General features: G+C 60.7%; 23 protein-coding genes and 1 tRNA gene. 14 read left to right on the forward strand and 10 right to left on the reverse strand.

What is annotated here, in order from left to right:
• Positions 1–427: 427 nt before the first annotated feature.
• Positions 428–3559, reverse strand: a complete 3132-nt coding sequence (locus ACKWRH_RS08965) for an AAA family ATPase (RefSeq protein WP_445220202.1) — start codon at positions 3557–3559, stop codon at positions 428–430.
• 229 nt (positions 3560–3788) lie between these two features.
• A complete protein-coding gene (locus tag ACKWRH_RS08970; RefSeq protein WP_445220203.1) occupies positions 3789–4091 on the reverse strand; it encodes a hypothetical protein in 303 nt (100 codons plus the stop codon).
• A 141-nt stretch (positions 4092–4232) separates the two neighbouring features.
• Between ACKWRH_RS08970 and ACKWRH_RS08975 the strand changes: the two genes are divergently transcribed.
• From ACKWRH_RS08975 to ACKWRH_RS08985, 3 genes are all read left to right on the forward strand, one after another.
• Entirely contained in the window at positions 4233–4961 is a 729-nt protein-coding gene (locus ACKWRH_RS08975; RefSeq protein WP_445220204.1) for a sulfite exporter TauE/SafE family protein, read from the forward strand.
• 390 nt (positions 4962–5351) lie between these two features.
• The gene (locus ACKWRH_RS08980; RefSeq protein ID WP_445220205.1) at positions 5352–6467 is read left to right on the forward strand and encodes a DUF2336 domain-containing protein; all 1116 of its coding nucleotides are present in this window, start codon (positions 5352–5354) and stop codon (positions 6465–6467) included.
• 1088 nt (positions 6468–7555) lie between these two features.
• Complete coding sequence (locus ACKWRH_RS08985; protein WP_445220206.1) at positions 7556–8503, forward strand: ABC transporter substrate-binding protein; 948 nt, start codon at positions 7556–7558, stop codon at positions 8501–8503.
• 156 nt (positions 8504–8659) lie between these two features.
• Here the strand turns inward: ACKWRH_RS08985 and ACKWRH_RS08990 are convergent, their stop codons facing one another.
• Complete coding sequence (locus ACKWRH_RS08990; protein ID WP_445220207.1) at positions 8660–9040, reverse strand: hypothetical protein; 381 nt, start codon at positions 9038–9040, stop codon at positions 8660–8662.
• A 238-nt stretch (positions 9041–9278) separates the two neighbouring features.
• Between ACKWRH_RS08990 and ACKWRH_RS08995 the strand changes: the two genes are divergently transcribed.
• Both ACKWRH_RS08995 and ACKWRH_RS09000 read left to right on the forward strand, forming a co-directional pair.
• A complete protein-coding gene (locus tag ACKWRH_RS08995) occupies positions 9279–9464 on the forward strand; it encodes a hypothetical protein (RefSeq protein WP_445220208.1) in 186 nt (61 codons plus the stop codon).
• Between the two features lie 761 nt (positions 9465–10225).
• Positions 10226–10528 carry a hypothetical protein gene (locus tag ACKWRH_RS09000; protein WP_445220209.1) on the forward strand — a complete coding sequence of 101 codons (303 nt, stop codon included), beginning with the start codon at positions 10226–10228 and terminating at the stop codon, positions 10526–10528.
• A 200-nt stretch (positions 10529–10728) separates the two neighbouring features.
• Here ACKWRH_RS09000 and ACKWRH_RS09005 read toward each other — a convergent pair whose 3' ends face one another.
• Positions 10729–11175 carry a nuclear transport factor 2 family protein gene (locus tag ACKWRH_RS09005; protein WP_445220210.1) on the reverse strand — a complete coding sequence of 149 codons (447 nt, stop codon included), beginning with the start codon at positions 11173–11175 and terminating at the stop codon, positions 10729–10731.
• Positions 11176–11423: 248 nt separating this feature from the next.
• Here ACKWRH_RS09005 and ACKWRH_RS09010 point away from each other — a divergent pair, with 248 nt between their 5' ends.
• Positions 11424–11768: a hypothetical protein gene (locus ACKWRH_RS09010; protein ID WP_445220211.1), complete on the forward strand. Its 345-nt coding sequence runs from the start codon at positions 11424–11426 to the stop codon at positions 11766–11768.
• Here ACKWRH_RS09010 and ACKWRH_RS09015 read toward each other — a convergent pair.
• Positions 11750–12673, reverse strand: coding sequence for a LysR substrate-binding domain-containing protein (locus tag ACKWRH_RS09015; RefSeq protein WP_445220212.1), 924 nt, complete (start codon positions 12671–12673; stop codon positions 11750–11752). The genes ACKWRH_RS09010 and ACKWRH_RS09015 overlap by 19 nt on opposite strands.
• A 111-nt stretch (positions 12674–12784) precedes the next feature.
• Here ACKWRH_RS09015 and ACKWRH_RS09020 point away from each other — a divergent pair, with 111 nt between their 5' ends.
• Positions 12785–13477 carry an alpha/beta fold hydrolase gene (locus tag ACKWRH_RS09020; RefSeq protein ID WP_445220213.1) on the forward strand — a complete coding sequence of 231 codons (693 nt, stop codon included), beginning with the start codon at positions 12785–12787 and terminating at the stop codon, positions 13475–13477.
• Between the two features lie 550 nt (positions 13478–14027).
• Positions 14028–14906: a polysaccharide deacetylase family protein gene (locus ACKWRH_RS09025; RefSeq protein ID WP_445220214.1), complete on the forward strand. Its 879-nt coding sequence runs from the start codon at positions 14028–14030 to the stop codon at positions 14904–14906.
• A gap of 253 nt (positions 14907–15159) precedes the next feature.
• Here ACKWRH_RS09025 and ACKWRH_RS09030 read toward each other — a convergent pair whose 3' ends face one another.
• Positions 15160–16809 (reverse strand): amidohydrolase, encoded by a 1650-nt coding sequence (locus ACKWRH_RS09030; protein ID WP_445220215.1) that lies wholly within the window; start codon positions 16807–16809, stop codon positions 15160–15162.
• A gap of 43 nt (positions 16810–16852) precedes the next feature.
• On the opposite strand from ACKWRH_RS09030, the gene ACKWRH_RS09035 reads away from it, so the two are divergent.
• Entirely contained in the window at positions 16853–17071 is a 219-nt protein-coding gene (locus ACKWRH_RS09035; protein ID WP_445220216.1) for a hypothetical protein, read from the forward strand.
• Between the two features lie 250 nt (positions 17072–17321).
• On the opposite strand, the gene ACKWRH_RS09040 is transcribed toward ACKWRH_RS09035, so the two are convergent.
• The gene (locus ACKWRH_RS09040; protein ID WP_445220217.1) at positions 17322–18083 is read right to left on the reverse strand and encodes an SDR family NAD(P)-dependent oxidoreductase; all 762 of its coding nucleotides are present in this window, start codon (positions 18081–18083) and stop codon (positions 17322–17324) included.
• Positions 18084–18250: 167 nt separating this feature from the next.
• Between ACKWRH_RS09040 and ACKWRH_RS09045 the strand changes: the two genes are divergently transcribed.
• The 4 genes from ACKWRH_RS09045 to ACKWRH_RS09060 all read left to right on the forward strand — a co-directional run bounded on the left by ACKWRH_RS09045 (position 18251) and on the right by ACKWRH_RS09060 (position 21206).
• Positions 18251–19153: a LysR family transcriptional regulator gene (locus tag ACKWRH_RS09045; RefSeq protein ID WP_445220218.1), complete on the forward strand. Its 903-nt coding sequence runs from the start codon at positions 18251–18253 to the stop codon at positions 19151–19153.
• Between the two features lie 136 nt (positions 19154–19289).
• On the forward strand, positions 19290–20138 hold the full coding sequence (locus ACKWRH_RS09050; protein WP_445220219.1) for an oxidoreductase: 849 nt from the start codon (positions 19290–19292) through the stop codon (positions 20136–20138).
• The gene (locus ACKWRH_RS09055) at positions 20135–20449 is read left to right on the forward strand and encodes a putative quinol monooxygenase (protein WP_445220220.1); all 315 of its coding nucleotides are present in this window, start codon (positions 20135–20137) and stop codon (positions 20447–20449) included. Before ACKWRH_RS09050 ends, ACKWRH_RS09055 begins: the two co-directional genes overlap by 4 nt.
• Positions 20450–20471: 22 nt before the next feature.
• On the forward strand, positions 20472–21206 hold the full coding sequence (locus ACKWRH_RS09060; protein ID WP_445220221.1) for an SDR family oxidoreductase: 735 nt from the start codon (positions 20472–20474) through the stop codon (positions 21204–21206).
• A 287-nt stretch (positions 21207–21493) separates the two neighbouring features.
• On the opposite strand, the gene ACKWRH_RS09065 is transcribed toward ACKWRH_RS09060, so the two are convergent.
• Positions 21494–21569 (reverse strand) — tRNA-Ile (locus tag ACKWRH_RS09065).
• Positions 21570–21916: 347 nt separating this feature from the next.
• Positions 21917–22894: a Bug family tripartite tricarboxylate transporter substrate binding protein gene (locus tag ACKWRH_RS09070; RefSeq protein ID WP_445220222.1), complete on the reverse strand. Its 978-nt coding sequence runs from the start codon at positions 22892–22894 to the stop codon at positions 21917–21919.
• 106 nt (positions 22895–23000) lie between these two features.
• On the opposite strand from ACKWRH_RS09070, the gene ACKWRH_RS09075 reads away from it, so the two are divergent.
• Positions 23001–23978 carry a TAXI family TRAP transporter solute-binding subunit gene (locus ACKWRH_RS09075; protein WP_445220223.1) on the forward strand — a complete coding sequence of 326 codons (978 nt, stop codon included), beginning with the start codon at positions 23001–23003 and terminating at the stop codon, positions 23976–23978.
• 125 nt (positions 23979–24103) lie between these two features.
• On the opposite strand, the gene ACKWRH_RS09080 is transcribed toward ACKWRH_RS09075, so the two are convergent.
• Positions 24104–25333: an ABC transporter substrate-binding protein gene (locus ACKWRH_RS09080; RefSeq protein WP_445220224.1), complete on the reverse strand. Its 1230-nt coding sequence runs from the start codon at positions 25331–25333 to the stop codon at positions 24104–24106.
• Positions 25334–25403: the final 70 nt, after the last annotated feature.

The raw sequence follows: 25403 nt of genomic DNA on the forward strand, positions 1-25403 counted from the left end.
CGATGACACCATTCAAAAATCCCATCGGGTCAGTCCTGTCCAAGGCCTTATTGACCGGACTGGTCGTCACCGCAATCTTCAGCACGCCGCTCCAGGCGCGTGAGCACCGCACCGGCGATCGGCACACCGAACAGAGCGTGGTCGCGAGCTCTCGCATCGAGGGCGAGCGATCGATCGCTGCGCCGGCCCACAACGCATTTGCGCCAGTGCCCTCGGATCAACCGGGTGGAGTTTGCGACCACGGGGATAACCCGATGATATGCTGAGCATCCGACCTCGCCGGCGTTCGCAAGGATTGGCGCGCGGCGCGAAGCTCAAAGTAGCTTAGCCATTTTCATCGCAACTTGCCGCACAGTTTAGCGCCATTTTCGACCGACTGAACGGCAGATTGCAGACCTGGCCGCCATGCGCGCCGAGGCGGATCAGGTTAATGGCGTGCACTGTCGGGCCGCGAAGGCAGAGAGGTCATTGCTTCCAGCTGCGCTGTTCGCGTCGCCAACATGGCGAGCAAGCTCTTGTGCAGCCGATCCCCGGGTTCGAAATTTTGCGCGAGCCCTCGGACGGTCTCGACAAATCGCATGCGATACGTCGCCGCTCTGTCGACGTCGCCGTACTTCGCGAAGATCTCGGCGGCCGTGCGGTACACCCGCCAGGAAGCAATCGGGAAGTCGGCACTGTCGACGATCTCCAGCGCGCGGGACAGCTGCAACCGAGCCTCCGCTGAATTGCCCATGGCAAGCGCAGTACGCGCGAGCAGTCCGTGGGCCTGGGCCAGGTGATTGAGATCCGGAGCCGTGGCCACATAGTCGTGGAGCTGGCGCGCACAGCTCTCAGCCTGCGTAAAGTCGTCAACCTGCAAGTAATATTCGCCGAGACAATGATACACCTGCGTCGCGGCAGTAAATTCGATGTCGATGCCTTCTTCATGCCTGCGGCGCTCAATGTCGTCAAATTGCCTGCGAGCTCCCGACGGGTCGTTCAGCCCGACATAGGCCTTGGCAAGGACGGCCCGCTTGTGGAAGTACGTCGACTGATCTCCGACCAGCAGACTATCGTCGACGCTTTCGCAGAGCTCGCGGGCTCCATCAAAGTCCATCGCTTCGACGTGCAACCACGCAAGCGTCAGCCGGCACAATGCGCTGCTGGGGCCGTTCGCGTTCCTGACGGCCAGTTCGAGGCCGGCCGTGATTTCACGCCGCAATTCGCGCCATTCGCCCAGATGAATAAGCGCGATTGATTCAAGAACGTTGAACAGAACAAAAGTGTAGACGTCGCCGGCCAGACGCGCCAACCGTTTGCCTTCCGTGCCGGCGCGGCGGCACTCCTGGTACCGCGACCTCCAGCAATCGACGATACCGGATATTCCATTGCGCCTGATCAGGATGCCATAATTCGTGGCATTCGCGCTCAGCTCGATCGCCCTGTCGCAGAGCGTGGCGTCCTGTTTGCGCCAGCCGTTGAGGAACAGGTTGACGCTCGCGCTGCTGCCCTGGACCAGAGCCTTGAATGTGTCGTCCGCCAGCGCCTGGCTTCGCGACAGCACATCTTCAGCGGCCTCAAGGCATGCGTGGCGATCCACGCGCAAGCAGAGGCTGCTCACCGCCGTGAGGCCGTTGAGCTGTTGCTTGATCTCGCCCGCTTGTTCGGCGCAGGCAATCATGTCTCGCAGATCGCGGATGGAGCCGGCGAGGTCGCCGCACGAACGAAGAGCCCAGCTTCGCTCCCGCAAAAGAGCGACGCGGGTTGAGAATTTGTCGGCAGCATCGAAACGATCGAGTATGCCAAGCGCGCGGGTAAGATAGCTTGCGGCCTCCGCATGGCCGAGGCGTTTCGTCGAGTTCTTTGCCGCTTCCCGGAGGTAACGCAACGCGCTCGGAAAGTCGCGACCCTGCTCGAAGTGAAGTGCGAGCGCGGGCGCTATTTCCGGGGTGCGGCCGGCATAGGCCTCCTCCAGCCTGTTGCCCAGGCGCTTGTGCGTCTGTGCGCGGCGCCCGGGCGGCAGATTCTGGTAGATGATGTTCTGATAGAGAATGTGACGGAAGGCGTAGGAGCCCGAATATGTGCCATCGGGCCACTCGGAAACCCCCGAACGCACCAGGATTTGATCCTTCCGGATCGACGCTTCGATGTCCCTTTCAACGTCGATCGCATCGTCGCACAGACCGGCCGCAACGAGGGCCGCAGAGAATTCTTCGCCGGCAACGCTGGCGACATCGAGCAGACGCCGCTCGTTGTCGGTGAGGCGATCGAGCTCGTGGCCGATCATGTTCACGAGGCTGTCCGGAATGCGGTCTTGCGCAAATACTGCCTGTGAGGACAGGCGCCATCCGTCGTCCATTTCGATGATCGACTCCTGGTCGATCAAGTGCTTGAGCAGCGTGGCAACAAACAGGGGATGTCCCAGCGTTCGCTCGAATACCGGCTTTGACAGGCTGGAGGCAAGTTCCTGGTCGTCGAAGCGCAATGCCAGGTAACGCTCGACCTCCGGACGCGACAACCGATCGAGGCGCAATTCGCTGCAATATCCATGAATCTCGAGATCCCGGTGCAGGCGAGGGATGGGATGCCCGCCGACGGAACTGTCGGCCGGACGATACGAGCAGAGGACCAGCACGCGCGCCTTGCCGTTCCCGCGCGCGAAGCGAGACAGTACGTCGAGTGTCGCGAAGTCGCTCCAGTGCAGATCTTCGAGAACAAGCACCCAGGGGCGGCCGGTGCTCAGCGCTTCCAGAAGATCGCAAAATTCGCGCAGCATCCGCTCGCGCGTCGCGCCGAACACTTCGTCCTGGAAGGCCGCGCGTTCCGATGCGTCGATGACGCCTGGCAATTGCAGGATCCAGGTGGGGGCGTGGGCGCGAACTGCCGAAATCAATTCCGGACCGTTTGCGAGATAACGGCTCACCAGCGCATCGATGAGTGGAAGAAAGACTTCGTCTGTTCCGAATCGTTCGGTGCAGCGCCCATAGAGCTGATCGAAGCCCTGTTCCGTCAGCTGCTCGAGCGCCTTGGCGATGAAGGCCGTCTTGCCGATCCCGGCTTCTCCGGTGACAAAAGCCATCTGCCGTTTGCCGGACAAGACGTGCCGCGTCATCTGGTCGATCGTCGCGAAGGAGGGGGTCCGGCCGACCACCAGGGTGGAGATTTCGGTTTTCAGAGGTACGACCGCGTTCTCGACCTCTTTGGCCGCTTCCCGCACCGTGCCGATAAAGCGGACGCCTTTGCGCGGCAAAGTCTTGATCAGCCGCTGCGCCTCGCCGGAATCGCCAATTCCGGTACGGGCCGCGTTGATGCGGGTGGTGAGCGCCGACTCCGAGACGATGCGCCCGCCCCAGATCGCACTGATCAGATCGTCCTTGGTCACCACCCGGGTGCGGTGGCGGATCAGATATTCGAGGACGTCAAAAACCTGAGGCTGCAACGGGATCGTACGTCCGTCGCGGCGCAATTCCCGCCGGTCGGTGTCGAGGACAAACTCGTCAAATTGATACAGCAAAACAATGCCTTTGGAGGTGCGGGCGAGGCGGATATTCAACCGGTACACCGGCCCGAAATCAAGCACGCCCGTCAGAATCAAGGAAACGATAAGAACAAATTAAGCTCGCCTTAAAGCGGGGCGCGGCGTCCCGCTCGATACTTCCGGCCGTATCCAGTCACTCACACAAGGTGTTTGTGTCATGCGCTTGGAAGAAAAGGCGCGGCGTCTCACCCGCGTGTTCTATGGGTTGTTGCTTCACAAGATGTTTCAGTCGATCGTGACATCCTCCGTACCATTGTTTGGCAACAGAGCTTCAACCAGAAGCGATGCGTTGTTTTCTGCGAGTTCGTTTGTCGCCTCCACGGGGGCTTCCCGAAAGGAAGGCTGGTTCGGGCGCCTCCTTCAAGCGCTGCACCATTCGCGACGGCTGCAGGCAGAGCGCAGCCTTCGACAGAATCGTCACCTGACCGACAATGGGTGGCCCCGGTTTGCCTCTCGGTCGGATTTTGGAGGGCGTGACAATGCCGGTCAGTGAAAAGTCGCCCGAACGCAAGCTTCGGATTTCGGCGCCGGGCGAGAATACGCTGCTCGTAACGATCGCCATCTGCGTTGTCATTTTTCACATCCTTGCAGCGACGATATTGACGTCGACCCGCCAGAGCGATGCCGGCGCACCGCCCGAGCCGCCCGGACTGTCGTCCGGGGACTGATCGCCAGCTCGCCATTCCAGGATTTGACAGACAAGAAGGGCTAGCTCATGGGCGACATGGCGTCGTTTTGCCTACTCAGCATCGCCGTGTTTTGCGGCGCTTTCGTCTCGGGCCTCGCGGGCTTTGCCTTTTCGGCGGTGGCCGGCGCGATTCTCCTTCACGTTCTCCCACCGCGGGAGGCGGTCCCGCTGATGATGGCCTGCAGCATCACCGTGCAAGCCGCGGGTCTTTGGGCGTTGAGAAAAAGCATCCGCTGGAAGCAGAGCTCGGGACTGGTCGTCGGCGGATTGCTTGGCGTTCCGATCGCCGTGTGGTTGCTGCAAGCTGCAGACGCCCGGATCTTCAGGGAGAGCTTTGGCCTCGCCGTCGCCTGCTACGCGGCCTACACGTTGTTCCGGCCGGCGCTTTCTCATCGCTTGCAGATGAATGCGGGACGTAACGCGTTGATCGGCTTCGGCGGAGGCTTTGTCGGCGGGTTGACGGCAATGCCGGGTGCAATACCGACCATATGGTGTGACATCCACGGCGTGCCGAAAACCGAACAGCGCGGAATGGTTCAACCCTTCATCGTCGCCATGCAGATATTCGCACTTGTTCTCATGCTGATCCGTGGAGATCTGTCGACAAGGGTCCTGGTTGACTTCGCCGTCGGCATCCCGGCGCTCGTTGCAGGAACGGCGCTCGGGATTTTTGTCTTTCGCTGCGTCAATGATGCGCTGTTCCGGCGAATTATTCTCAGCATCTTGCTGGTTTCGGGACTGTTGCTGGTATTGTAGATACGCCGGTCGCGCCTCCAGTTACAATGGCAGCCATTCGAGTCCGGCGCGCAGTAGCACTGTCGCCGTAATCCCTTAAGCGTGAGCCGAACCATTCGGTGGGCCGTGCTGCTGTCCCAGCCGAGGTAATCTTTCGCTTGCCGGAGGCTGCTGCCGGTCAGAACGCGTGACCTCGCGGGTGCAGCTATGTAGGGCGGGTTGTTGACGGCGTCCGCTTCCTCCAGGTGAGGCAATACCTAAAATTCGATCGATCTGATTAGGCCGGCCTTATGCCCGATCCAAGGCGGCGGGAATGATTTTACCGCGTGTTCAGGTCTGGGTGGTGTCATCGCCCATTCCTTTGAAATCCCGCTTTTGTCGTTCGATCATTTTCAAACTGCGAGCGCATCAATGGCTGCTATCACGTCATTCTTGGCCGAGTTGGACGAAGCAGTTGCGAGAGGAAATCCCGAGAGTTGTCTGCGGGCGCTCTGGCATGCGGCAGACATCCTGATCGCCGGCACTTATTCCGAGGAGCAGATCTGGACGTTCGGTGAGGTCATCGGTCGTCTCGCGCAGGAGATTGAAGCGAACGCGCGGGCGAAGCTCGCAGGAAAGCTCGCATGCAGCTCAAACGCGCCCTATGCGTTGACCCGGCAGATGGCGAGCGACGACTGCATCGATGTCGCATGGCCGGTTCTCAGTCAGTCGGAGCGCCTCGACACCGAGACGTTGATTGCGTGTGCCAAGAACAAGAGCCAGCAACATTTGCTTGCAATCTCCAAGCGACAAACGGTCCCGGAAGCGGTCACCGATGTCCTGGTGGTGCGGGGATCTCCCGAGGTCGCAACCTCGGTCGCATCGAATGCCGGGGCGAATCTCTCCAAATCCGGATTTCTGCATCTGGTGCGGCGGTCAGAAGGGGATTCGATCCTCGCCGAGTCGGTGGGACTGCGAAAGGACATTCCTCGACATCTCTTCCACCAGTTGATCGCCAAAGCCTCCGAAGAGGTGCGGCAAAAGCTGAAGAGGGAGCGTCCGGATATCGAAAATCAGGTCCATCGCGCCGTCGTTGATGTTACCGGGGCCATTCACGCCAGGTTTGGCCCGGCGTCGAAGGATTACTTCACGGCGAAACGCACGGTGGCAAAACTGCACGAGAGAGGCGAATTGACGGAAGACAAGGTCTTCGAACTTGCTCACTCTCTCAAGTTCAACGAGACCACCGTTGCCCTCTCGTTGCTCTGTGGGCTTCCAATAGACGTCGCGGAACGGGCATTGATCGAGAAGGATCGCGAGCCGGTGTTGATCCTGGCCAAGTCTCTCGATTTCTCATGGCCCACCACGATGGCGCTGCTGTTCCTGGGCGCGGCCAACTACCGGATAACCGCTGGCGAGCTGGATCAATTGAAGATCGATTTCCACCGGTTGAATGTCAAAGCGTGCCGGGAGGTCGTCACCATCTATCGGACGCGAAAGGAAGAGGTTTTCGGCGGCTCGTTTCAACAGCCTCGCCGCATGACCTAGGATCGCAATTGCGGTGACACTGCATTTGATTCATGAGCCTTCGAATCCGCGAAACGGCCGGAGTCATTGAGTGCACCGTCACCACGATCCCGACTTCAGACATGCGTGGACGGGGGTGCGGCTCACGCAACGGTGAGTGTGCCGATCCGCCGTTCGCGCAGCTGTGATTTTCCACGGCGTGTCTTTTCTCAAGCGCATACCTACGTAATCCCTGTCCAAAAAAGTTCTAGGGAAACGCTTTCAACAGAGCAGCCGATTCCAGCCAGCGCGAACGCTCCGCACGACAACAACAACCGTTCGGAGTACTATTATGATTGGATTCAGGACTTCCATTATTGCAGCGATGATATCGATTGGCGCGATAAGCTCTGCAAGTGCCCAGTGCCCGACGTGGGCGACTCAAAATCCAGCTTCGTTTCAGGCGCAATATCCAAACAGGGATATATTGAACGACTGCGAGTTGACGCCGGCAGGCAGAATGGGCCTTGAGCTCCCTGGCGGCGCGGCTCCCTGGTTTGGGCCCAACAGGGCTTATGGGGCAATGCCTGGCGTTGCTCAACACCACAGCTTTCAGCACCGATCGCGGTGAGTATCTGAAGATAAGCCCGGATGGTCAGATTCCGGCCCGTCGATCGCGGTATCGAGATGTTCAAGGCCGCCGCGATCATTCTTCACTCGGTTGATCAGTCGCGCCGGCTATTTTGTGGACAAGATCCTTAGGGGGCACACCCGGGAGATCTTCCCATCGAATTTCCAAGCAAGCTGTGGTTGGCAGTCGACCTCAAAACGGCAAAGGCTCTCGACATGGCTGTACCGCCAGGGCTCCTCGCCCGTACCGACGAAGTGATCGAGTGAGGACGGCTTACTTCTCCTGATGGCCCCAATGCGAAGTGCAGGCGAACTGCGAAGTGGTCCGTTTATCGGGGCGGACCGGAAGTGACCGGCCGACTTCCCAAGCGCCGTTTTTGACCCGTCGCGGACATTGCGTCGCACGGCTAGGGCGGGCTGCCAGCCCTTTTCTCGCTCGGCTCCCGGTTGAAAGATGCTAGGCTGTATGCCTCAGTCGGACGCTTCAAACGAGTAACTCAATGAGGCGGCGCGAGTTCATCACACTCGTCGGCGTTGCCGCGGTTATGGGCCCGAGCCCGGCGCGGGCGGAGCAGACGAGAAAGCTACCCATCATCGGATTCTTGGGCCCGGCCTGGTCGGCCCAGGATTTCGAGGATCGGTTGCGCGAACTCGGTTGGATCGCGGGGCGGACCGTTGCGATCGAGTATCGCTCTGCGGAGGGACATACCGAACGCTCCAACGAAATTGCGATCGAGTTCGTCCGGCTCAAGGTGAATGTCATCGTCACGGTGGGGGGATCTCCGACCCTTGCGGTAAAACGTGCGACATCGCTCATCCCAATTGTCTCCATTTCTGGCGACCCTGTTGGCAGCGACCTCGTCGCAAGTTTGGCCCGACCGGACGGCAATGCGACCGGCCTGGCGCTCAACCCCATCAGTCTGGCCGGCAAGCGCCTCGAGCTGTTGCGCGAGGTTGTCCCAGGTTTCCGCCGCTTGTCCGTTATGGTCAATGCCAATAGCCCCGGTTTCAAAAACAGGATGGATGAGGTGCAGGCGGCGGCCTCCACGCTCGGCCTCGAGGCGACGATATTGGAAATCCGGCGCGCAGAGGACGTTGCATCGGCTTTCGAGACCCTCAGGGACCGTGCGGACGCACTCTATGCCGTCGGCGTCCCACTCACCTTCGCCATTGCGACCCGAGCGCTGACCGCGCGAATTCCAACGATGTTTGAATACCGAGAGTTCGTCGATGAGGGCGGGCTGATGTCCTACGGCGTGGACGCAACCCACCTATGGCGGCTTGCTGCCACCTTTGTCGACAGGATTTTGCGCGGGGCGAAGCCCGCCGACTTGCCAGTCCAACAGCCGACCAAGTTCGACCTCGTCATCAATCTGAAGACCGCCACGGCACTCGGTCTGAAAGTACCGGAGTCATTCCTGTTACGCGCCGACGAGGTGGTTGAATGAGCGCGGTTGCCGGGCAGCCACCAAGGGACCGCCGCCCAGCTCGGCATGCCTCGTCCGCTTTCGGAGATGATGCGAGCCGCCTGACTCATTGAGTGCACGGTCACCGCAATCCCGGGAACCTCTCCAACGAGCAACTCCGCCGATCTTAGGGACGAACTATCTCACCTTGGATGGATCGCCGGCGGTCCGCATGAGGCGATCCGCCTTTACCAGCACGCGATCGTCAGCCGCCTGCGGCCGCAATGAGAAGCTGACTGCGACAAAAGCGACGCAGAGCACTATGCCCACCGCCATGGCGCGCTGAAAGGTTGGTCGATCAGCATTTTGAAATGAGGGGAGGCTGCTCCTCTTTGCCAGCTGTTCAAATCCAGCCTGGGAAAGCTTTTGCAATTGTTCGGCTTCGCGATGCTCGATGGAAAGCGCGCGGCAGTGTGCGGCCATCTCACGATAGTGTTCTCGTGATGAAAGATCGATCGCCGTCGCAGCGCGTTTTTCAAACGCTCGGGCTCGGTCGGCAAGCTCTTTTGCTTTTGACATCGGGCACCTCATCCAAAGGTGGTCCGCCGAACACCAATTCATAGGTCGGCCGGCGCGTCACTTCGGTTCAACGCTCGGACGGCCCCCTTTCCCGGCAGGGCTCGGCATCTGTCCCGTGCTCACCTTGTCCGCCGCACCCGGCGTTGGGACAGGGACTATGCCCCATCGTGCCGCAATAATTTCACAGTTTGAGGAACCAATACCGCTGCCCGCTGGGGGATCAGAGCATGGGGGAGCCATGACTGGCAGCGAGTGGAAGGAGCGCTGGCACGAGGTCGAGCGCTTTCGTTTGATGGCGCTTGAAACGACAGACCCGGTGGCGGCGACTCTGCTTCGCGATATCGTGTTGGACTTGGAAGCGGACCTGAATGAGCTGGTCGACGTAGAGGCGCAAGGGCTGCCATGGCTTGGCGCAGTGGCATGAGCGTAGGCCTCGTCGATCGATCCAGCTAGAGCATGATCCGGATCCGAAGGGCCGCGCTAGGTCAAAATGCGCGGCGGTTTTCCCTCGCGACAAACGCGGAACGCGTTTGCGCGGAGGTCATGCTCAAACAACAACCCAAAGCGCGATGACGATTCATCCTGATCTCATCGCGCTTTAGGCAACCGTCTCTGCTCGATCAGCAACCCGCCATAGCTCCGCGAAGCGGCTCGCGCCGCCAGACTGAGGAACGGCGAGGCCGCGCATTGCGGCGGTGTTCGGTCAGTGGCGCTGCCGAATACTCGCGCTAGGCGGGCCGCCGACCGTTTGTATCGGTTCACCGGCCGCGCGGTCCAGCGGCGGGTGTGGCCGAGCTAGTCCTATTGTGCCGGGAGGTGCGTCGTTGCTGGCCGTACGAGTATCGACGCGATCTGACGTGATTGTCGATCCAATGGCGATGGCCAGAACGATACCACATAGGACTAAGGCTGCTCGATTGGGGTCCATCGTTCGACCCTCCGCGAAACGGCCCCATAGCGCGGAGATAACGCCCAACTGACGATTTTGTTCTTGCGGTGGTCGGCGATAGGTGCAGTTCAATCGCTCGCAGCAGTTCGTCCGTCTTCGCTCTCACTTCGTTCAAGCTACGCCGGACACCACGCTTCGCCCTCACGTTCTCCGCTCGGCTGCGCCACGCGTAGCCCGCTGGGCGAAGCGTGGTGGGCCCGGCAGGACTCGAACCAGAAACCAGACCGTTATGAGCGGTGGGCCAACTGACCTCGCATAGGGCAGGGCTCGTCTTCAGTGGTTCGACCCAAGTGGCACTATTTGCGCGCGAAATGCGTCTCATTTTGTCGGTCGTTTCGAGCCAGGAGCTGCTCAAGCTCTCCGAAGCGCTTTCCGCCTCAGCAGTCGATGTCCCGTCAATCGTCGAGCTGACCAATCGCGGGGATCTGGCCAAGATCGCCGAGATCCATACGGCGCACCCCGCGCTTTTCATGATCGCAGCGGCCATCGGGTCAAAGGATATCTTCCTCACCTACAAGCCGTTTGCGCCGAAGTTGTAGGGTTGCACCGATGAACGCAAGATGAAGATTGGTGCGTAGTCCTCATTGTTGATTTTAGCCGGCAGCCGCTCGCCGCGATCGAGGCTCGCGTATTTCGCTTTCGGATCGCCGTGCAACAAGAGCGCCCACCCTCAAAAGAGGATGGGCGCGCGGTGACTTATGACATGATGACGTCCTACTTCTTCTCGGCGCTGGCTTCCTTAGCCGGGGGCGGCTTCATGCCGACGGTCAACTGGCGGATTTTTTAGAGCGCCGCCTTCACGGATGTTGATGGAACCCCAGAACACCGTGACCTTGGTGGCGTCACCGCTCTTAGGATCCTTGCCGAAGATGTCGGTCTCGCCGTTGGCAACGACCAGATCGTTGTTGACGACCGACATGTTGCCGACTCTGATCTCAATATGATCGGTGCCGTTCTTGAAGTTGTTTTCGTATACGGTCTTGAGATCGGAAAACACACCGCCCGGGTTGATCTGGACCCCATCCTTTGTATAGAGCGCAGCGACACAGGCCGCGTCTTTCTTGGCGACGCAGTCGGTGTAGGCGACGGCTATTTTTTCGGCCTCCTGCTTGACCTCATCGGCCAGTGCCGGTGCAGAGATGAAAGCGGAAGAACACAATGCCAAGAGCAATGAACGTCGCTTCATAACAACTTCCCCTCTGGTTGTGATGCACAATTGCATCGCGACGTCCTCCCAACGTAGGACGCTGCGTTGCATTTGTTCCGAGAGGCTTTTTTTGCCAGGCTGTAATACTACCGGTTTGCGAGTATACGCCATTTTGCACGGCTTGGCGCGCCAACCTTGACCATCGACGATGGGGGCAGTCCTCGAGAATGCTGCGAGTGCGGGTGGGAAAGACAGGCACGTTGACGCATGCCACAGGTGAAAGTGTCTTGCTCGACGCGCGCGGTGGCCTACTTGTTCATCATCCGGCGGACTTCCCATCGAGATCCCTGGCGTTCTTTCCCGCAACGGCCTGCTTCACCATCGTCATTACGTTCGGCCCGACGGCTCCTGGCGGACGCGTTCTGTGGCTCCATTACGATCGGCCGCAGCAGTCCGGCCTCGCCGCAGGCGGCGATACTCCGTCGCAACGGGTTTCGCTGATGCGGCTGAGCGCGATTGCGAGAAAAGGACCGGAGTTGCAAGCCATATGTCTGCTTATCGAGCGACAGGAGATCGCCGCACTTGACCCGGTGCGGACGTCTTACGCCGCCAGTTATTGGGCTTCAACATAGCGTATTATGCTCTGGTTCTGAACGTTAGCGACCAGTTCATCCGCGCGGGACAAAAGCCGACGAAGCAAGGGTGACGGATTTGCCCGATTGTATCCCAGGGCCAGATCGACCGTTGGAGCACTGCCCTCGAGCGCTCTAGCGACGACGTTTGGTGCCAGCATGTTCTGCGCATAGAGGGGTACAAGGCTAATTCCGCCCGTGGATGCCACGAGCGACATGGCCGATGATATGTTTTCGCCTTCGTACTTCGCCTTGAGAGCAATACCGACCCGAGATGCGTAGTTCTGTATGACCTCTTGCAAAACCGGAGAAGTTCTTGCGGAGCTGACATAGATCTCGCGGGCGAGATCTTGGGGGCCAATCTTCTTGCGCGATGCCAGACGATGTTCGGCCGGCAGCACGGCGATCAAGGGCTCCTTCGCCAGCATCTTGAAGACGACGCCCTCGTTGTCTTTCTCGGGACGAAGGAAAGCTATATCCAACTTTCCCCGCATCAATGCGAGCGCAAGCTCTGGTGAAGATTGCGTGCTGAGCGTGACTTCAACGTCGGGTGCTTCCTCGCGGAGGATGCGCAGAAGCTGGGGGAGCCACATAACCTCCAAGCCAACAAGGAATCCCATCGAGAGGACGGGCTTTTGCGGTTGCGCCGTCTGCCGGGCCCCCTCCGTTGCCGCCTCAACCTGCAGCAGCGCCAGCCGCGCGTGATCAAGAAACACTCTTCCGGCGGCGGTCAGCGTCACGCCGCGCGCCTGACGCTCCAATAGCTGAACGCCGACTTCGAATTCCAGATCGCGGATCTGTCGGCTGAGCGATGGCTGCGAGGTGTTCAGTCGCCGCTGAGCGGCCGTCAGCAGGCTGCCTTCTTCAGCCACGGCAACGAAATAGCGCAGATGCCGGAGTTCCATGCCCCCCTCGTATATCTTCCAAGCATAGCTCGAAGCCTACAAGGTCTTAGTCATCGGCAAAAGGGAGATTTACCGTCACGCAGTCTGCAACCCAAAAAAGGACAACGAACAATGTCGACTGCGAAGCCCAGCATCGTCTTCTGCCACGGCCTTTGGGCCGATGGCTCCTGCTTCGGCAAGGTGATCCCTGCGCTACAGGCCGATGGGCACGAAGTGATCGCGGTTCAATACGGCCTCAACAATTATGCCGACGACGTAGCCACTGTGAAGCGCACACTAGGACGGGTTGGCAGTCCTGCCATCCTCGTCGGCCACTCCTACGGCGGAGCGACGATCACAGGTGCGGGGACTGACGAGCGCGTGGCCGGATTGGTTTACATCGCTGCCGTCGTTCCCGATGTTCAGGAAACAGTGCAGAGCCAACTCGACAAGTATCCCACCGAAATCTTCTCCCAAATCGAGGTCGCGGGCGGCCGCGTCTGGATCAAGCCGGAAGGTGTCAAACACTTCGCGGGGGATCTTTCCGAACAGGAGCAAAAGCTTGTGTGGGCGACCCACTACCCGCCGGCTGCCGACCTGCTCGAGCAGCAAAGGCTCGATGAGGTCGCCTGGAGATCGAAGCCGAGCTGGTATATCCTGGCCCGGAAGGACCAGACCGTTCATCCTGATCTCCAGCGTTTCCTGGCTAAGCGCATGAACGCGACCACCGTCGAGGCCGACAGTAGCCACGTCACGATGCTTTCCCAGCCTGACCTCGTTGTCGAAGTCATCCGCAAGGCCTCAGCTGCCGTTCTAAAAGGATAATCGAACAGGATTCCTGGAAAGGGAGAAGCCGTCGCGGTGACAGCTTCTCACCCCCGTTCGTGACGCGAGCTTTCATCGACGCATTGCGAGAACGGTTGTCGCGGGCACCCATGCCGGATCGGCGAGGAAGCCGTAGCCGTTAACAGGCTCATCATGGCGAGGAAGCCGCCATCGCTTCTCGACGCGCTCGCAACATCGTCGGTCGCTGGCGACGGGCCATAGCTTGAAGTCGTCGTAAGCTCGACCCCACAATTGTTAGACTCTACATTTCGCTGTCCGGCCGGATCTGGTTACAGGCGTCCGCTGGAATTCCAGCAAGACTGCCTCAAACGCGATAATCTGGAAACAGCGGGATCCGGCAGATCCTCGCATACTGTGCACGTTCATTGCGGTCGTCGTGGTGACGCTTCGGGGAGCGGTTACGCACTTTGATCGACGGCCTTGCTTGAGTCGGGCTTCATGGCCGGTTCGTTGCAACTCCGTCTCGCGCGAAGGAGCGGAGAGAGGGGAATCGTCTCCCCGTTCGGCTTAGCCAGGAAAGTCCAGTCCGATGTTGACCCAAACCAAACGTTACGAATACTCCCCCATCATTGATCGCCCGGTGGTCCGCTTTCCGAACAATGCGCGTATCGCAGTGGTCGTGTATATCAATATCGAGCATTTTCCGGAGGACAGACCTGGGCCGGCAATCGTATCGCAGACCGCTCATTTCAAGCCGGATCCCCTGAATTACGGATGGCGAGACTACGGCCAACGCGTTGGCATCTGGCGCCTGATGGAGACCTTGGACAGGTACGGCTTGCCTGCAAGCGTCTGTCTTAACTCTGATGTTTGCCGCGAATATCCCAGAATCATCGAAGAAGGCTCCAAACGCAAATGGGAGTGGATGGGACACGGGCGAAACAACTCCGAGATTGTCAACGGCCTTTCGTTGCAGGACGAAGCCTCGCTGATTGACGAAACGCTTGCCGCCATAGTCAGAGCGACCGGCGAAAAGCCCAAGGGGTGGCTGAGCCCGTTTCTGACGGAGACTTACGCGACCCCTGATCTTCTTGCTGAGCGCGGCATAGAATATCTTTGCGATTATTCATGCGACGACCTGCCCTTTGAAATGAAGGTGGAGAAGGGCTCCCTTCTGTCGATGCCGTATTCTGTCGAATGCAACGATCTCCCTTCGCTGCTTACGTTTGGGTCCTCTCCGGAAGAATTCGGCAAGAACCTTCGCGATCAGTTCGACGTTCTTTACGAAGAGGGCGCTCGCGTTCCGAGGGTGCTGCCGATAGCCTTGCACACTTTCATCGTCGGCCAGCCGTTTCGCATGAAGCATCTCGCGGCGGCATTCGCCCATATCGTCCGCCGTGATGACGTGTGGCTTGCCACCGCAGGTGAAATCAACAAATGGTACCGACAAGCTCACAGGCGGAGTTGATCCGGGTTCATCATGGGAAGCCGGTCGCGACGACGCGGGAAGTGGTGCAAGATTACGGTGACAGTGCACTGAATTACAACGAGTGCGGCCGTTATCGCGCTGGGCGAGATGGTGCGGTTGACAGGGGACGACGATGCCAAGCGCGCGATGCCCGCGATGCCCGCGATGATGCGTGTCGAAGCGGAATAGGTCAATTGAGTGCGCTGTCACCGTAATCGAGATTTCGCGAGAGCGGCACGGCGGGCCTCCAGTCTTATTTTGCGCTTGCGAATACATCCGCTGCGTAGACGACCTTTCCACCCACGACCGTCAGCAGAGACGCCGTGGCGCCAATTTGCTCGACGGCGACGGACATGAAATCCCGGTCGAGAATCGCGAAGTCGGCGAGCTTGCCGTTTTCGAGCGTGCCGCGCCGCGTCTCGTCGAAGCAGAACCAGGCGCTTCCCACGGTGTAGAGGCGCAAGGCCTCTTCGCGGTTGGGTGTTTCGTCCGGGCCGCGCGTCGATAGTCCGCCGACGGTCTTGCCGTCGAGCATCCATTGCAGCGCCACGAACGGATTGTAGGATGCGACCCGATGCGCATCCGTGCCGGCCCCGACATGGACGCCCGTGCGCAACGCCGTGACGATGGGCGGCATCTGGCGCGCAGCTTCGCCGGCCTGCGCCACGATACGGTCGCCTCCGAGGTACATGGCGTCCTGCATCGTCCAGCCCACACCAAGGGCCTTCATCCGCGCCAGCGTTTCGGGCGAGGTGTTGTCGAGATGGGCGATGGACCACCGCAGCGGCGCGAGCGGCGTCTCCTTGTTGACCTCTTCATAGAGGTCGAGGAGCTGATGGACGGATTTGTCTTCCTGCCAATGGATGGTGACCGTCAGGCCTTGTTTTGCCGCCCAACGAATGATCTCGAGGAACTTGTCCTTCGCCGCCGCGTCGGGCGCGTTGTTGTTGTACATGGCGCCGGTGATCCGCTCGCCAATTCCGTTGAATCGCAGCATGTCGTCGCCGAACCCCATCGGCAGGAACGGCGTGAGAGTCTTGTACTCCTCGAACTCAGCGCCGACATTCTGGGCGAACAGGCTGTAGGCGACACGCACCGACAGTGATTTTTCACGCCAGAGCTTTTGCAAGGCGGCGTAGTGGCTGGGATAAATGCTGAAGCCGCCGGGATCCACGATCCCGGTAATTCCGAGACGATTGAGCTCCGTGAAGAACTGCCGGGTCCCGGCGACATTGTCCTCGAAATTCGGCCTCGGCAGGCGATCGAACAACGCGGAGATGCTGACAATGGAGCCGTTGAACCAGCCCGTGGTTTCGCCCGATGTGGCGCGTTCGGCCGTGATGCCGGCCGGCAACTGATCCGCGGACATCCCGAGAGCCTGTTGCGCCTTCGGCGTCATCAGCACCGCCGAATAGAACAGCTGGATGTAAGCCGGATTGTCGGGAACGACCGACATCACCTCGGCGAGCGTCGGCCGCCGCTTCTCTGCAAATTGCAATTCGCTCCAGCCGCCGGCCACGATGATCCAGGACGCCGGGCGCGCTTTGGCCGCCTGGCGCAAGCGTTCCATGGCTTCACGAATCGTCTTTGCGCCGATCCAGTTGACCTCGGTTGCGTAGGTGAGGCCGGCGCGCACGGCGTGAATATGGGAATCGATCAATCCCGGGATGACGGTGCGTCCGCCTGCGTCGACGCGGCGTGTCGCGGGCCCGATCAGGCCTTCCATGGCATCGTTGCCGCCAACTGCAACGATCTTGCCGTCGCGGACTGCGAGAGCCTGCGCGATCGTCGATGCGGGATCCAGCGTCACGATCTTTGCGTTCGTGACAATGAGGTCGGCCTTTTGTGCGTAAGCCGAAGTGGCCCAGCACGCGATCACCAAAATCGCCAGAAGCTTGCGCATGTTCAGTCCCGGAATGAGAGAGGCAGGAATGAGAGAGGCAGGAATGGCGCCACACATCCGCCGCTGGATGCGCTCGCGGGCATCGCGTGTCGCAACGGGGAGTGTCGCGATCTTGATCATGTCTCAAATAAAATCAGCCAGTCCACCGGAAAATCAGGTAATGGCCCTGGTCATTGATTTTACAGCCCGCCCTCGCCCGTTGGGCTTCGGCGCGGCAGCCTTCGCCCGCTTCGCTTTTGGCGTATGGCGCTGGCTCGCCTAGCCGAAGCTCGCGAAGCGAGCGAAGGCTGGTGGGCCCGGCAGGACTCGAACCTGCAACCAAACCGTTATGAGCGGGAGGATAACGGCTGGGTTCGTTGATTTTGCTATGCTTTCGTTTGATTTCGATCGCGTTCGTTGTGTTTCGGGCGGGTTGTTTCTGGGGCGAAACTGGTGCGCCATTGCGGCGCATGGGGCCCTTCGACGGACGCCGACCGGGTGGAGCGACGGGACTCCACCCGGTTGCCTTGCGATTAGCCGATCTTCACGCTCATGCCGCCATCGGTCATGACGACCGAGCCGACGATGAAACTCGCCCTGTCCGAGGCCAGGAAGGCCACGACCTCGGCGATCTCGTTCGCTTCGGCGGCGCGGCCGATTGGCGCTTTGCCGCCGTGATCGGCCAGGAAGCCCTGCCCATTCTCCATTTTGCCGGCCCAGATATTCGTCACCACATCGCCCGAGCCGACGGCGTTGACACGAATGCCGTGTTCGATGGCTTCGAGCGCCAGCGTTCGCGTCAGTTGCACCAATGCGCCCTTGGACGAGGTGTAGGCCGAGATCTGCGGAAAGGCGAAATAAGCGGCATAGGAGGCAATGTTGACGATCGCGCCGCTTTTGTTGGGGATCATCGCCTTCATGGCCTCGCGTGAATGCAGGAAGGCACCGGTGACATTCACCGACATGATCGCATTCCAATCCTCCAGCGTCATGTCGATCACGAGCTTGCTCATGATCCGCGCGGCGTTGTTCACGAGAATGTCGAGCTTGCCGAAATTTTCAAGGGCCAGCGCGACCGCCTTCCCGGCGGCATCCTCCCGTGAGACATCCGCTACGAGGGGCACGATGCCAGGCCTCTTCAGGCGCTCGACATCGGGATTGATGTCCTCAGCGATCACCTTGGCGCCGCGGGCGTGCAGCAATTCTGCAATAGAGCGGCCAATGCCGCTGGCGGCGCCGGTAACGATAGCGACCTTGCCTTCGACTTCGTTCATGGTCGTGGAAATGGCAGTCATCCTAGTCTCCTCAACTTGCGGTTCTTCGGCACGCTTGCGTAGCGACATGCGCTGCGGTGCCAACTGGTCGAAAGCTAGGAGATGAGCGCGCGAGAGATAATCCGTTCTGGACCGCACGGGTTGTTTAGGTTCAGATACATAAACGATTCAGTTCCCTTGGATTTCGAATGCGGGCGACCGGAAACACTGATCTTCGTGCTTTTGTGGCTGTCGCCGAGCAGGGGAACTTCTCTAAAGCTGCGCAACAGCTCGGTCTTTCCCCGTCTTCGCTCAGCCAGATCATCCGCACCTTCGAGGAGCGGTTGGGCGTTCGCCTGATCCACCGCACGACGCGTAGTGTCGCGTTGACAGAGGCCGGGGAGCGGCTGCTGCTTCGGATCAGACCGGCGCTTGCCGAACTCGATGCGGCGCTGTCCGATGTCGGGCATTTCCGGGATCGGCCTGCCGGGATGGTGCGAGTCCGCTGCCTGCGGCAAGCCTTCCGGACTTATGTTGCGCCGATTGTCGCCGCTTTCCACATCGCCTATCCCGACATCAAGCTCGATATCCTGGTTGACGACGCCGTTGTCGACCTGGTTGCCGGCGGCTTCGACGTTGGATTTACCCTGGGTGAGGTTCTGGAAAAGGATATGGTCGGTGTGAAACTTGGCAGCGACATGCGACAGATCGCCGTCGCATCGCCTGACTACATTGCCCGCCATGGCCGCCCCGAAACGCCGAAGGATCTGCATGCGCACAAATGCATACGTTGGCGTTGGCCGGGCCGGGTCACTCCCTACAATTGGGAGTTCTTCAAGGACGGTGCCTGGTTCGAGGTCGAGGTTGACGGTCCGCTCATCCTCAGCGAACAGACGATGACTATTGACGCGGCGGTCCAGGGGATGGGGATTGCCTTCTGGATCGAACAGGAGCTGAAGCCCCTGATTGAGCAGGGCAAGCTCGTCCCGCTTCTTGAGGATTATTCCGTCCCTTTTCCGGGATTTTACGTCTGCTATCCTCAGCAGCGCCAGATGGCTCCCGCTCTTCGAGCCTTTATTGATTTCGTCAAGGCCAACGCGGCTGAGCGCTGATGCCGGCTCGGTCGATTATGCGGCTGAGCTGAAAGACCCGTCCGGAATTCCCTGGATTATCCGATCGGCAGTGCCCGACTAGTTTCCCTTCAGCACCGACCGACAAGTCGGCGGCTCGCAGATGAAGGGAAATCCCATGGATCAGAAAGTCTGGCTCATAACTGGCATCGCGCGAGGGCTCGGCCTTGCGCTCGCCAAGGCAGTCCTCGCCAAGGGCGATCTGGTAATCGGCACCACGCGCCGCGGCGAACAGCCCGTGGGCCTCGCCGCGGAAAATCTCACCGTCCTGCCGTTGGAGATGACTGACCGCGATCAGATTGCGCGTACCGTTGCCGCTGCATTTGCCGGACATGGTCGGATCGATGTGATCGTCAACAATGCCGGATACGGCCTGCTCGGCTCGATCGAAGCCTCGACGCCGGATGAAGCGGATCATGTCTTCGCGGTAAATTTCTTCGCTCCTCTCGCTCTCATTCGTGCGGCACTGCCGTGGCTGCGCGAACAGCGGCGGGGGCACATCATCAACATCTCCTCGATCGCCGGGGTCGCACCGACGCCCGGAGCCGGGCTCTATGCCGCCACCAAATCAGCTCTGGAAGGCATGTCATATAGTCTGGCGCAAGAAGTCGCGCCGTTCGGCATCTGGGTGACCGTAGTGAACCCCGGATCGTTCCGGACCGAGTTCTTGTCGAACCGCTCCGTGCTTCGTTCATCACGCATCATCGACGACTACGCTGTCACAAGCGGGCGCGCCGTCGATGGGCTCCTGACCAAGGACGGGCAGCAACTCGGCGATCCCGATCGCGGCGCCATGGCGATCATGGAGGCTGTCTCGTCCGACGAGCCGCCGCTGAACCTTTTGCTCGGCAGCGATGCGCTTGATCGCGCCAGGGGACGTCTCGATCGCTTCGAAGAAGACCTCATTCGCTGGGAAAGCCTCACGCTCAGCACCGATTTCGCCGTCCAGACAGGAGCCAACCGATGACCAAAGTGACAAATATTGCCTTCATTCGGGCGAAGTCAGGCCAATCAGAGGAGTTGGGCCGACAGTTGCTCGCACTGGTCGTGCCGTCTCGTCAGGAGGCCGGCTGCATCAACTACGACCTCCATCGTTCCGATGCCGATCCGGACGTCTGGTGCGTCTACGAGAACTGGCACTCTGCCAACGACCTCGCGACGCACTTCGCGCTACCGCATATGCAGGCGTTCGTCGCGCTGGTGCCGACCCTCGTGGAAGGCGAGCTCGATCTGCGGCGCTTCTCCATGGTCTCACTGCCGGCGTCGCAAGACGCGTAACCATCCACAAGGAAGAACAGTCATGTCCAACATCAAAGGAAAAGTCATTGCCATCACCGGTGCCTCGAGCGGCATCGGCGAGTCGACGGCGAAGCTTCTCGCGGCCGAGGGCGCGCATGTGGTTCTCGGCGCCCGCCGGATAGATCGGCTCGAGGCGTTGGCTGAGATCATTGCCGCCGGCGGCGGCTCCGTTCGGGTGCGTGCGCTCGATGTCGTCAGCCGTCAGGATACACAGGCCTTCGTCGACTACACCAAGGATCAGTTCGGGCGCGTCGATGTCATGGTGAACAACGCCGGCGTCATGCCGCTCTCGCCGCTCGCCTCGCTCAAGGTCGACGAGTGGGACCGGATGATCGACATCAACATTCGCGGCGTCTTGCACGGTATCGCCGCGGTCTTGCCGGGGATGCAAGCCCAGGGTTTTGGACAAATCATCAACGTCTCGTCGATTGGCGGCCACCACGTGACGCCGACCGCGGCGGTCTATTGTGCGACCAAATTTGCAGTCCGGGCGATCTCGGATGGGCTGCGGCAGGAAACCGACAAGATCCGTGTGACGGTCGTGTGTCCGGGGGTCACCGAGTCGGAACTCGCCGAAAGCATTTCCGACGAAGCGGGCCGCAATGAGATGAAGACGTTTCGCAAGATCGCAATTCCCGCAGATGCCATCGCCCGCGCCGTTGCCTACGCCATCGAACAGCCCAATGACGTCGATGTCAGCGAGCTGGTTGTTCGTCCGACGGCTAGTCCCTTCTGATATCAGAAGCTTGAGCGATGACATCGCACCTCCATGGCGGACGCGTTGAACCTCCGAGTGAGAACTCGGAGGGAACGGCGTCTGGCGAGCACGGCAAGCCAAAAGTAAGTTTAATGGATTTACTGCTCTTAGCTACGCGGATCGTGTTTCCGCTGATCCTGGCCTTGTCAACGGCCGCCGCAGCAGGATGAGAGGACGGCGGCCCTAGCGCGGTAGAGAGCGAGGCGATTCTGATGCGGCGCGCCAAGGCGCGAGGGAATGAAACCCCAATACGTGATTGATTTCACTGGTGGGCCCGGCAGGACTCGAACCTGCAACCAGACCGTTATGAGCGGCCGGCTCTAACCATTGAGCTACAGGCCCCGCCGCGAGACGGCCGCGGGAATGCGCGGCCGGCAACGGTGCGCGGTTCGTTTACAGGGATGGAGGCGGGGGTGCAATGCTGGCTCCGGCGGATTGAGACGCTGGCGCGGCATCGCCTGTGATTTTTGAATACCCGAAATATGCGATGATGCCCTTATGCTCCTGTTTTGCCCGACGAGTCAAATCGCCCCGGCGGAGGCTCGTCGTTCGGCCTCCGTAACCCTTTGTAATCGCTAGTCTCCTCTACTGTGCATGGGGTTGTTTTCGACAATTTTGATGGGAGGGGGCCTTCCGGCCTCCCTCCGACGTCGTGCTGGCGAGCTGAAAGCTCGCGGCAGATCGCTGCCCTAGTCCACCGAAACCCCGGCGAACTCCACGACCTTCTTCCACTTCGCCGTCTCATCCTCGACCAGCTTGCCGAACTCGGCCGGTGTCATCGGCTTCGGGATGCCGCCGTTCTCGGTCAGCCGCGCGATGACCTTCGGGTCCTTCAGGGCTTCGCCGACGGCCTTGTTGAGGATCTCGATCACCTCGGGCGGCGTGCCCTTCGGCGCGGAGATGCCGTAGAAGCCGACCGCTTCGAAGCCCGGCACGGTCTCGGCGATCGCCGGCACGTCGGGCACGCTCGGCCAGCGCTGCGGCGAGGTCACGCCGATGGCGCGGACATTGCCGCCGCGCGACTGCTCGAGCGCGGAGGGAAGGTTGTCGAAGATCAGCTGCACCTTGTTGGAGATGATGTCGGGGAAGGCGATCGCGGAGCCGCGATAGGGCACGTGCACCATGTCGCACTTGGTCATCACCTTGAACAGCTCCGCCGACATGTGCACCGAGGTGCCGTTGCCGGACGAGGCAAAGGAGATCTTGCCGGGATTGGCCTTGCAGTAGTCGATGAACTCCTGGACCGTCTTCGCGGGAAACGCGTTCGAGACGACCAGCATGTTGGTGAGCTGCATGATGCTGGCGACCGGCACGGTGTCGCGCAGGAAATCGAACGGCAGCTTCTTGTAGAGCGAGGTCGAGATCGCGTTGTTGGGCGCGACGAAAAGCAGCGTGTAGCCGTCCGCGGGCGAATTGATCGCGGCGCCGGCCGCGATGTTGCCGCCGGAGCCGGCGCGGTTCTCGACGATGAATTGCTGGCCGAGGCGATCCGACAGCGCCTGCGCCATGATCCGCGCCACGATGTCGACCGGGCCGCCGGCGGCGAAGCCGATCATCCAGTGCACGGGGCGGTCGGGGTAGCCGGCGGCGGAGGCGGGAGGGGAGGCGTTGAAAAGACCTGAAAGAAGAACCAGCCCAAAAACAGTGTTACGCAAAATTCGCAACATGACGTCTCCCATTGTTCTATTGTCGTTGTGCCCATGCTTTCACAAAATCCGCCCGCTGCCTACATCGCCGCAAGTCGATGTTGACGCGGGGCGGCCGGGACTCATCATGAGATTCGCAATCACAATCCTTCTCGGCGCGACGCTGCTCGCAAATCCACTCGCAAGCCCCGCCGCTGCTCAAACCGGAGGCAACGCCATTCCGACCACGACACTCAGCCTGGGCACCGCGACGCCTGGCGGCGGCTTTCCGCTCTATGGCAACGCCTTCGCGGAGGTGATGAATGCGGCCGATCCGCAAATCACCATCGCACCCCGCAACACCAAGGGCAGCAACGAGAACATTCCGCTGCTGGAGAAGGGCGAACTCGATCTCGCGCTGGTCGCGGGCGAGCCGGCCTATGAGGCGTTTGCCGGCATCGGCCGCGCGCCTGTGCGGTTGAAGATCCTCACCGCGATCTATTCCAACCCCGGCATGTTCGTGGTGCGGGCGGACAGTCCGTACAAGACCATTCGCGATCTCGTCGGCCAGCCCGTCGCATTCGGCGCCAAAGGCTCGGGCCTGCCGATCCTGGCGCGCTATGTGCTGGATGGCCTCGGCCTGAAGCAGGACGAGGACTTCAAGGCGATCTATCTCGACCGTGCCGGCGATGGTCCCGCGATGGTCGAGGACGGCCGCGTTGCCGCGCTGTGGGGTGCCGGCATCGGCTGGCCCGGTTTCGCCGCGGTGGCATCGGGCGCGTCAGGCGCGCGCTTCATCGCGCCAACTGCCGAAGAGATCACGCGCATTCGCGCCAAGCATGCGTTCCTGAAGCCGCTGCTTGTGCCGGCCGGCTCCTATCCGAAGCAGGCCGAGTCGATCGCCTCGCTCGGCTCGTGGAGTTTCGTGCTCACGCGCGAGGATCTGCCCGATAACGTCGCCTATCGCCTCGCGAAGACGCTGCACGGCGTCGAGGCGACGTTCTGCAAGCAGCTCGCGCAGGCCTGCGAGACCACGGCGTCGAACACGGTCGCGGCAGCACCGAGGCCGGAGCTGATCCATCCGGGGGTGATGAAGTATTTTCGCGAGATCGGCGTGGTGAAATAGGACGGGACTGGATCGACAATCGTCATGCCCGGGCTTGTCCCGGGCATCCACGTTCTTGGCGCCGTAAGAAAGCTCGTGGATGGCCGGGACAAGCCCGGCCATGACGACGACCTCTCGCTACATCGTCACTTCTTCACCAGCGGACACGCCGGGTCCGGTGGGCCAAACGCCTTCTCGCCCGAGATGGTCGTGAGGATCTTGTAATAGTCCCACGGATATTTGCTCTCCTCCGGCGTCTTTACCTGCACCAGCCAGAGATCGTGCACCATCAGATTGTCCTCGCGCAGTTTGCCGTTGCGGGCGAAGAAATCCTCGATCGGCTTTTCCCGCATCTTCGCCGCGACCTTGAGCGGATCGTCGGTGCCGGTCTCCTTGATGGCGTTGAGATAGTGCATCACGCTCGAATAGACGCCGGCCTGCCACATCGACGGCATCTTGTTCATCTTGGCGAAATAGCGCTTCGACCAATCGCGGGTCTTGTCGTCCATGTCCCAGTAGAACGACGTCGTCAGCAACAGGCCCTGCGCGGCCTGCAGGCCGAGGCCGTGGATGTCGGTGATCAGCGCCAGCAGCGCCGCCATCTGCTGGCCGCCCTTGAACACGCCGAACTCCGAGCCGGTCTTGATCTCGTTCATGTTGTTCGGGGGACCAGCGGCAATGCCGATGATCTTGGCCTTGGAGGCTTGCGCCTGCAGCACGAAGGAGGAGAGGTCGGGGGTTGCTAAGGGCGGCCGCACCGAGCCCAGCACCTTGCCGCCATTGGCGGTGACGACGCTGGAGGCGTCGCGCTCCAGCGAATGGCCGAAGGCGTAGTCGTCGGTGATGAAGAACCAGCTGTCGCCGCCGCGCTTGACCACCGCATCCGCAGTGCCGACTGCGAGCGCGCGGGTGTCGAACACCCACTGGATCGCGTAGGGCGAGCAGAACTTGCCGTGGAAGTCTGCCGTGCCGGTCGAGTGGGTGATGAACAGCCGCTTCTTCTCGTTGGCGATGTTCTGCACCGCGAGCCCGACCGCGGAGACCGGCACGTCGACGATCAGGTCGACCTGGTCGACATCGAACCAGCGCCGCGCGATCGCGCCGCCGATATCGGCCTTGAGCTGGTGGTCGCCGATCACGATGCTGATCGGCTTGCCGAGCACGGTGCCGCCGAAATCGTCGATCGCCATCTGCGCCGCCGTCACCGAACCCTGGCCGGTCGGCGCGGAGGCGGGGCCGTTCATGTCAGTGAGCACGCCGATCTTGACGATGTTGTCGGAAACCTGCGCCAACGCCGCACCCGGCAGCAGCGCCGCCGCCAAGAACGTCGCTGCAAAGCCGGCCGCGACCGGCAGTCCAAATCTCGTTGGATTCACGCTTGTCCTCCCCTGATCCGGCTCGTTGGCCGGTGTTGCCCGGGTATGGCCCGGCTGAATTGGTTTCTTT

The sequence above is a fragment of the Bradyrhizobium sp. Pa8 genome (assembly GCF_052588265.1).

Excerpts from the sequence above, each read along its gene's own strand:
- ACKWRH_RS09070 (WP_445220222.1), bottom strand. The coding sequence starts at position 22,894 with ATGTTGCGAATTTTGCGTAACACTGTTTTTGGGCTGGTTCTTCTTTCA.
- ACKWRH_RS09015 (WP_445220212.1), bottom strand. The coding sequence starts at position 12,673 with ATGGAACTCCGGCATCTGCGCTATTTCGTTGCCGTGGCTGAAGAAGGC.
- ACKWRH_RS08990 (WP_445220207.1), bottom strand. The coding sequence starts at position 9,040 with ATGTCAAAAGCAAAAGAGCTTGCCGACCGAGCCCGAGCGTTTGAAAAA.
- ACKWRH_RS09045 (WP_445220218.1), top strand. The coding sequence starts at position 18,251 with ATGCGGGCGACCGGAAACACTGATCTTCGTGCTTTTGTGGCTGTCGCC.
- ACKWRH_RS09005 (WP_445220210.1), bottom strand. The coding sequence starts at position 11,175 with ATGAAGCGACGTTCATTGCTCTTGGCATTGTGTTCTTCCGCTTTCATC.
- ACKWRH_RS09075 (WP_445220223.1), top strand. The coding sequence starts at position 23,001 with ATGAGATTCGCAATCACAATCCTTCTCGGCGCGACGCTGCTCGCAAAT.
- ACKWRH_RS08980 (WP_445220205.1), top strand. The coding sequence starts at position 5,352 with ATGGCTGCTATCACGTCATTCTTGGCCGAGTTGGACGAAGCAGTTGCG.
- ACKWRH_RS09020 (WP_445220213.1), top strand. The coding sequence starts at position 12,785 with ATGTCGACTGCGAAGCCCAGCATCGTCTTCTGCCACGGCCTTTGGGCC.
- ACKWRH_RS09050 (WP_445220219.1), top strand. The coding sequence starts at position 19,290 with ATGGATCAGAAAGTCTGGCTCATAACTGGCATCGCGCGAGGGCTCGGC.
- ACKWRH_RS09030 (WP_445220215.1), bottom strand. The coding sequence starts at position 16,809 with ATGCGCAAGCTTCTGGCGATTTTGGTGATCGCGTGCTGGGCCACTTCG.
- ACKWRH_RS08975 (WP_445220204.1), top strand. The coding sequence starts at position 4,233 with ATGGGCGACATGGCGTCGTTTTGCCTACTCAGCATCGCCGTGTTTTGC.
- ACKWRH_RS09025 (WP_445220214.1), top strand. The coding sequence starts at position 14,028 with ATGTTGACCCAAACCAAACGTTACGAATACTCCCCCATCATTGATCGC.
- ACKWRH_RS08995 (WP_445220208.1), top strand. The coding sequence starts at position 9,279 with ATGACTGGCAGCGAGTGGAAGGAGCGCTGGCACGAGGTCGAGCGCTTT.
- ACKWRH_RS08970 (WP_445220203.1), bottom strand. The coding sequence starts at position 4,091 with ATGACAACGCAGATGGCGATCGTTACGAGCAGCGTATTCTCGCCCGGC.
- ACKWRH_RS09055 (WP_445220220.1), top strand. The coding sequence starts at position 20,135 with ATGACCAAAGTGACAAATATTGCCTTCATTCGGGCGAAGTCAGGCCAA.
- ACKWRH_RS08985 (WP_445220206.1), top strand. The coding sequence starts at position 7,556 with ATGAGGCGGCGCGAGTTCATCACACTCGTCGGCGTTGCCGCGGTTATG.
- ACKWRH_RS09035 (WP_445220216.1), top strand. The coding sequence starts at position 16,853 with ATGGCGCCACACATCCGCCGCTGGATGCGCTCGCGGGCATCGCGTGTC.
- ACKWRH_RS09040 (WP_445220217.1), bottom strand. The coding sequence starts at position 18,083 with ATGACTGCCATTTCCACGACCATGAACGAAGTCGAAGGCAAGGTCGCT.
- ACKWRH_RS09060 (WP_445220221.1), top strand. The coding sequence starts at position 20,472 with ATGTCCAACATCAAAGGAAAAGTCATTGCCATCACCGGTGCCTCGAGC.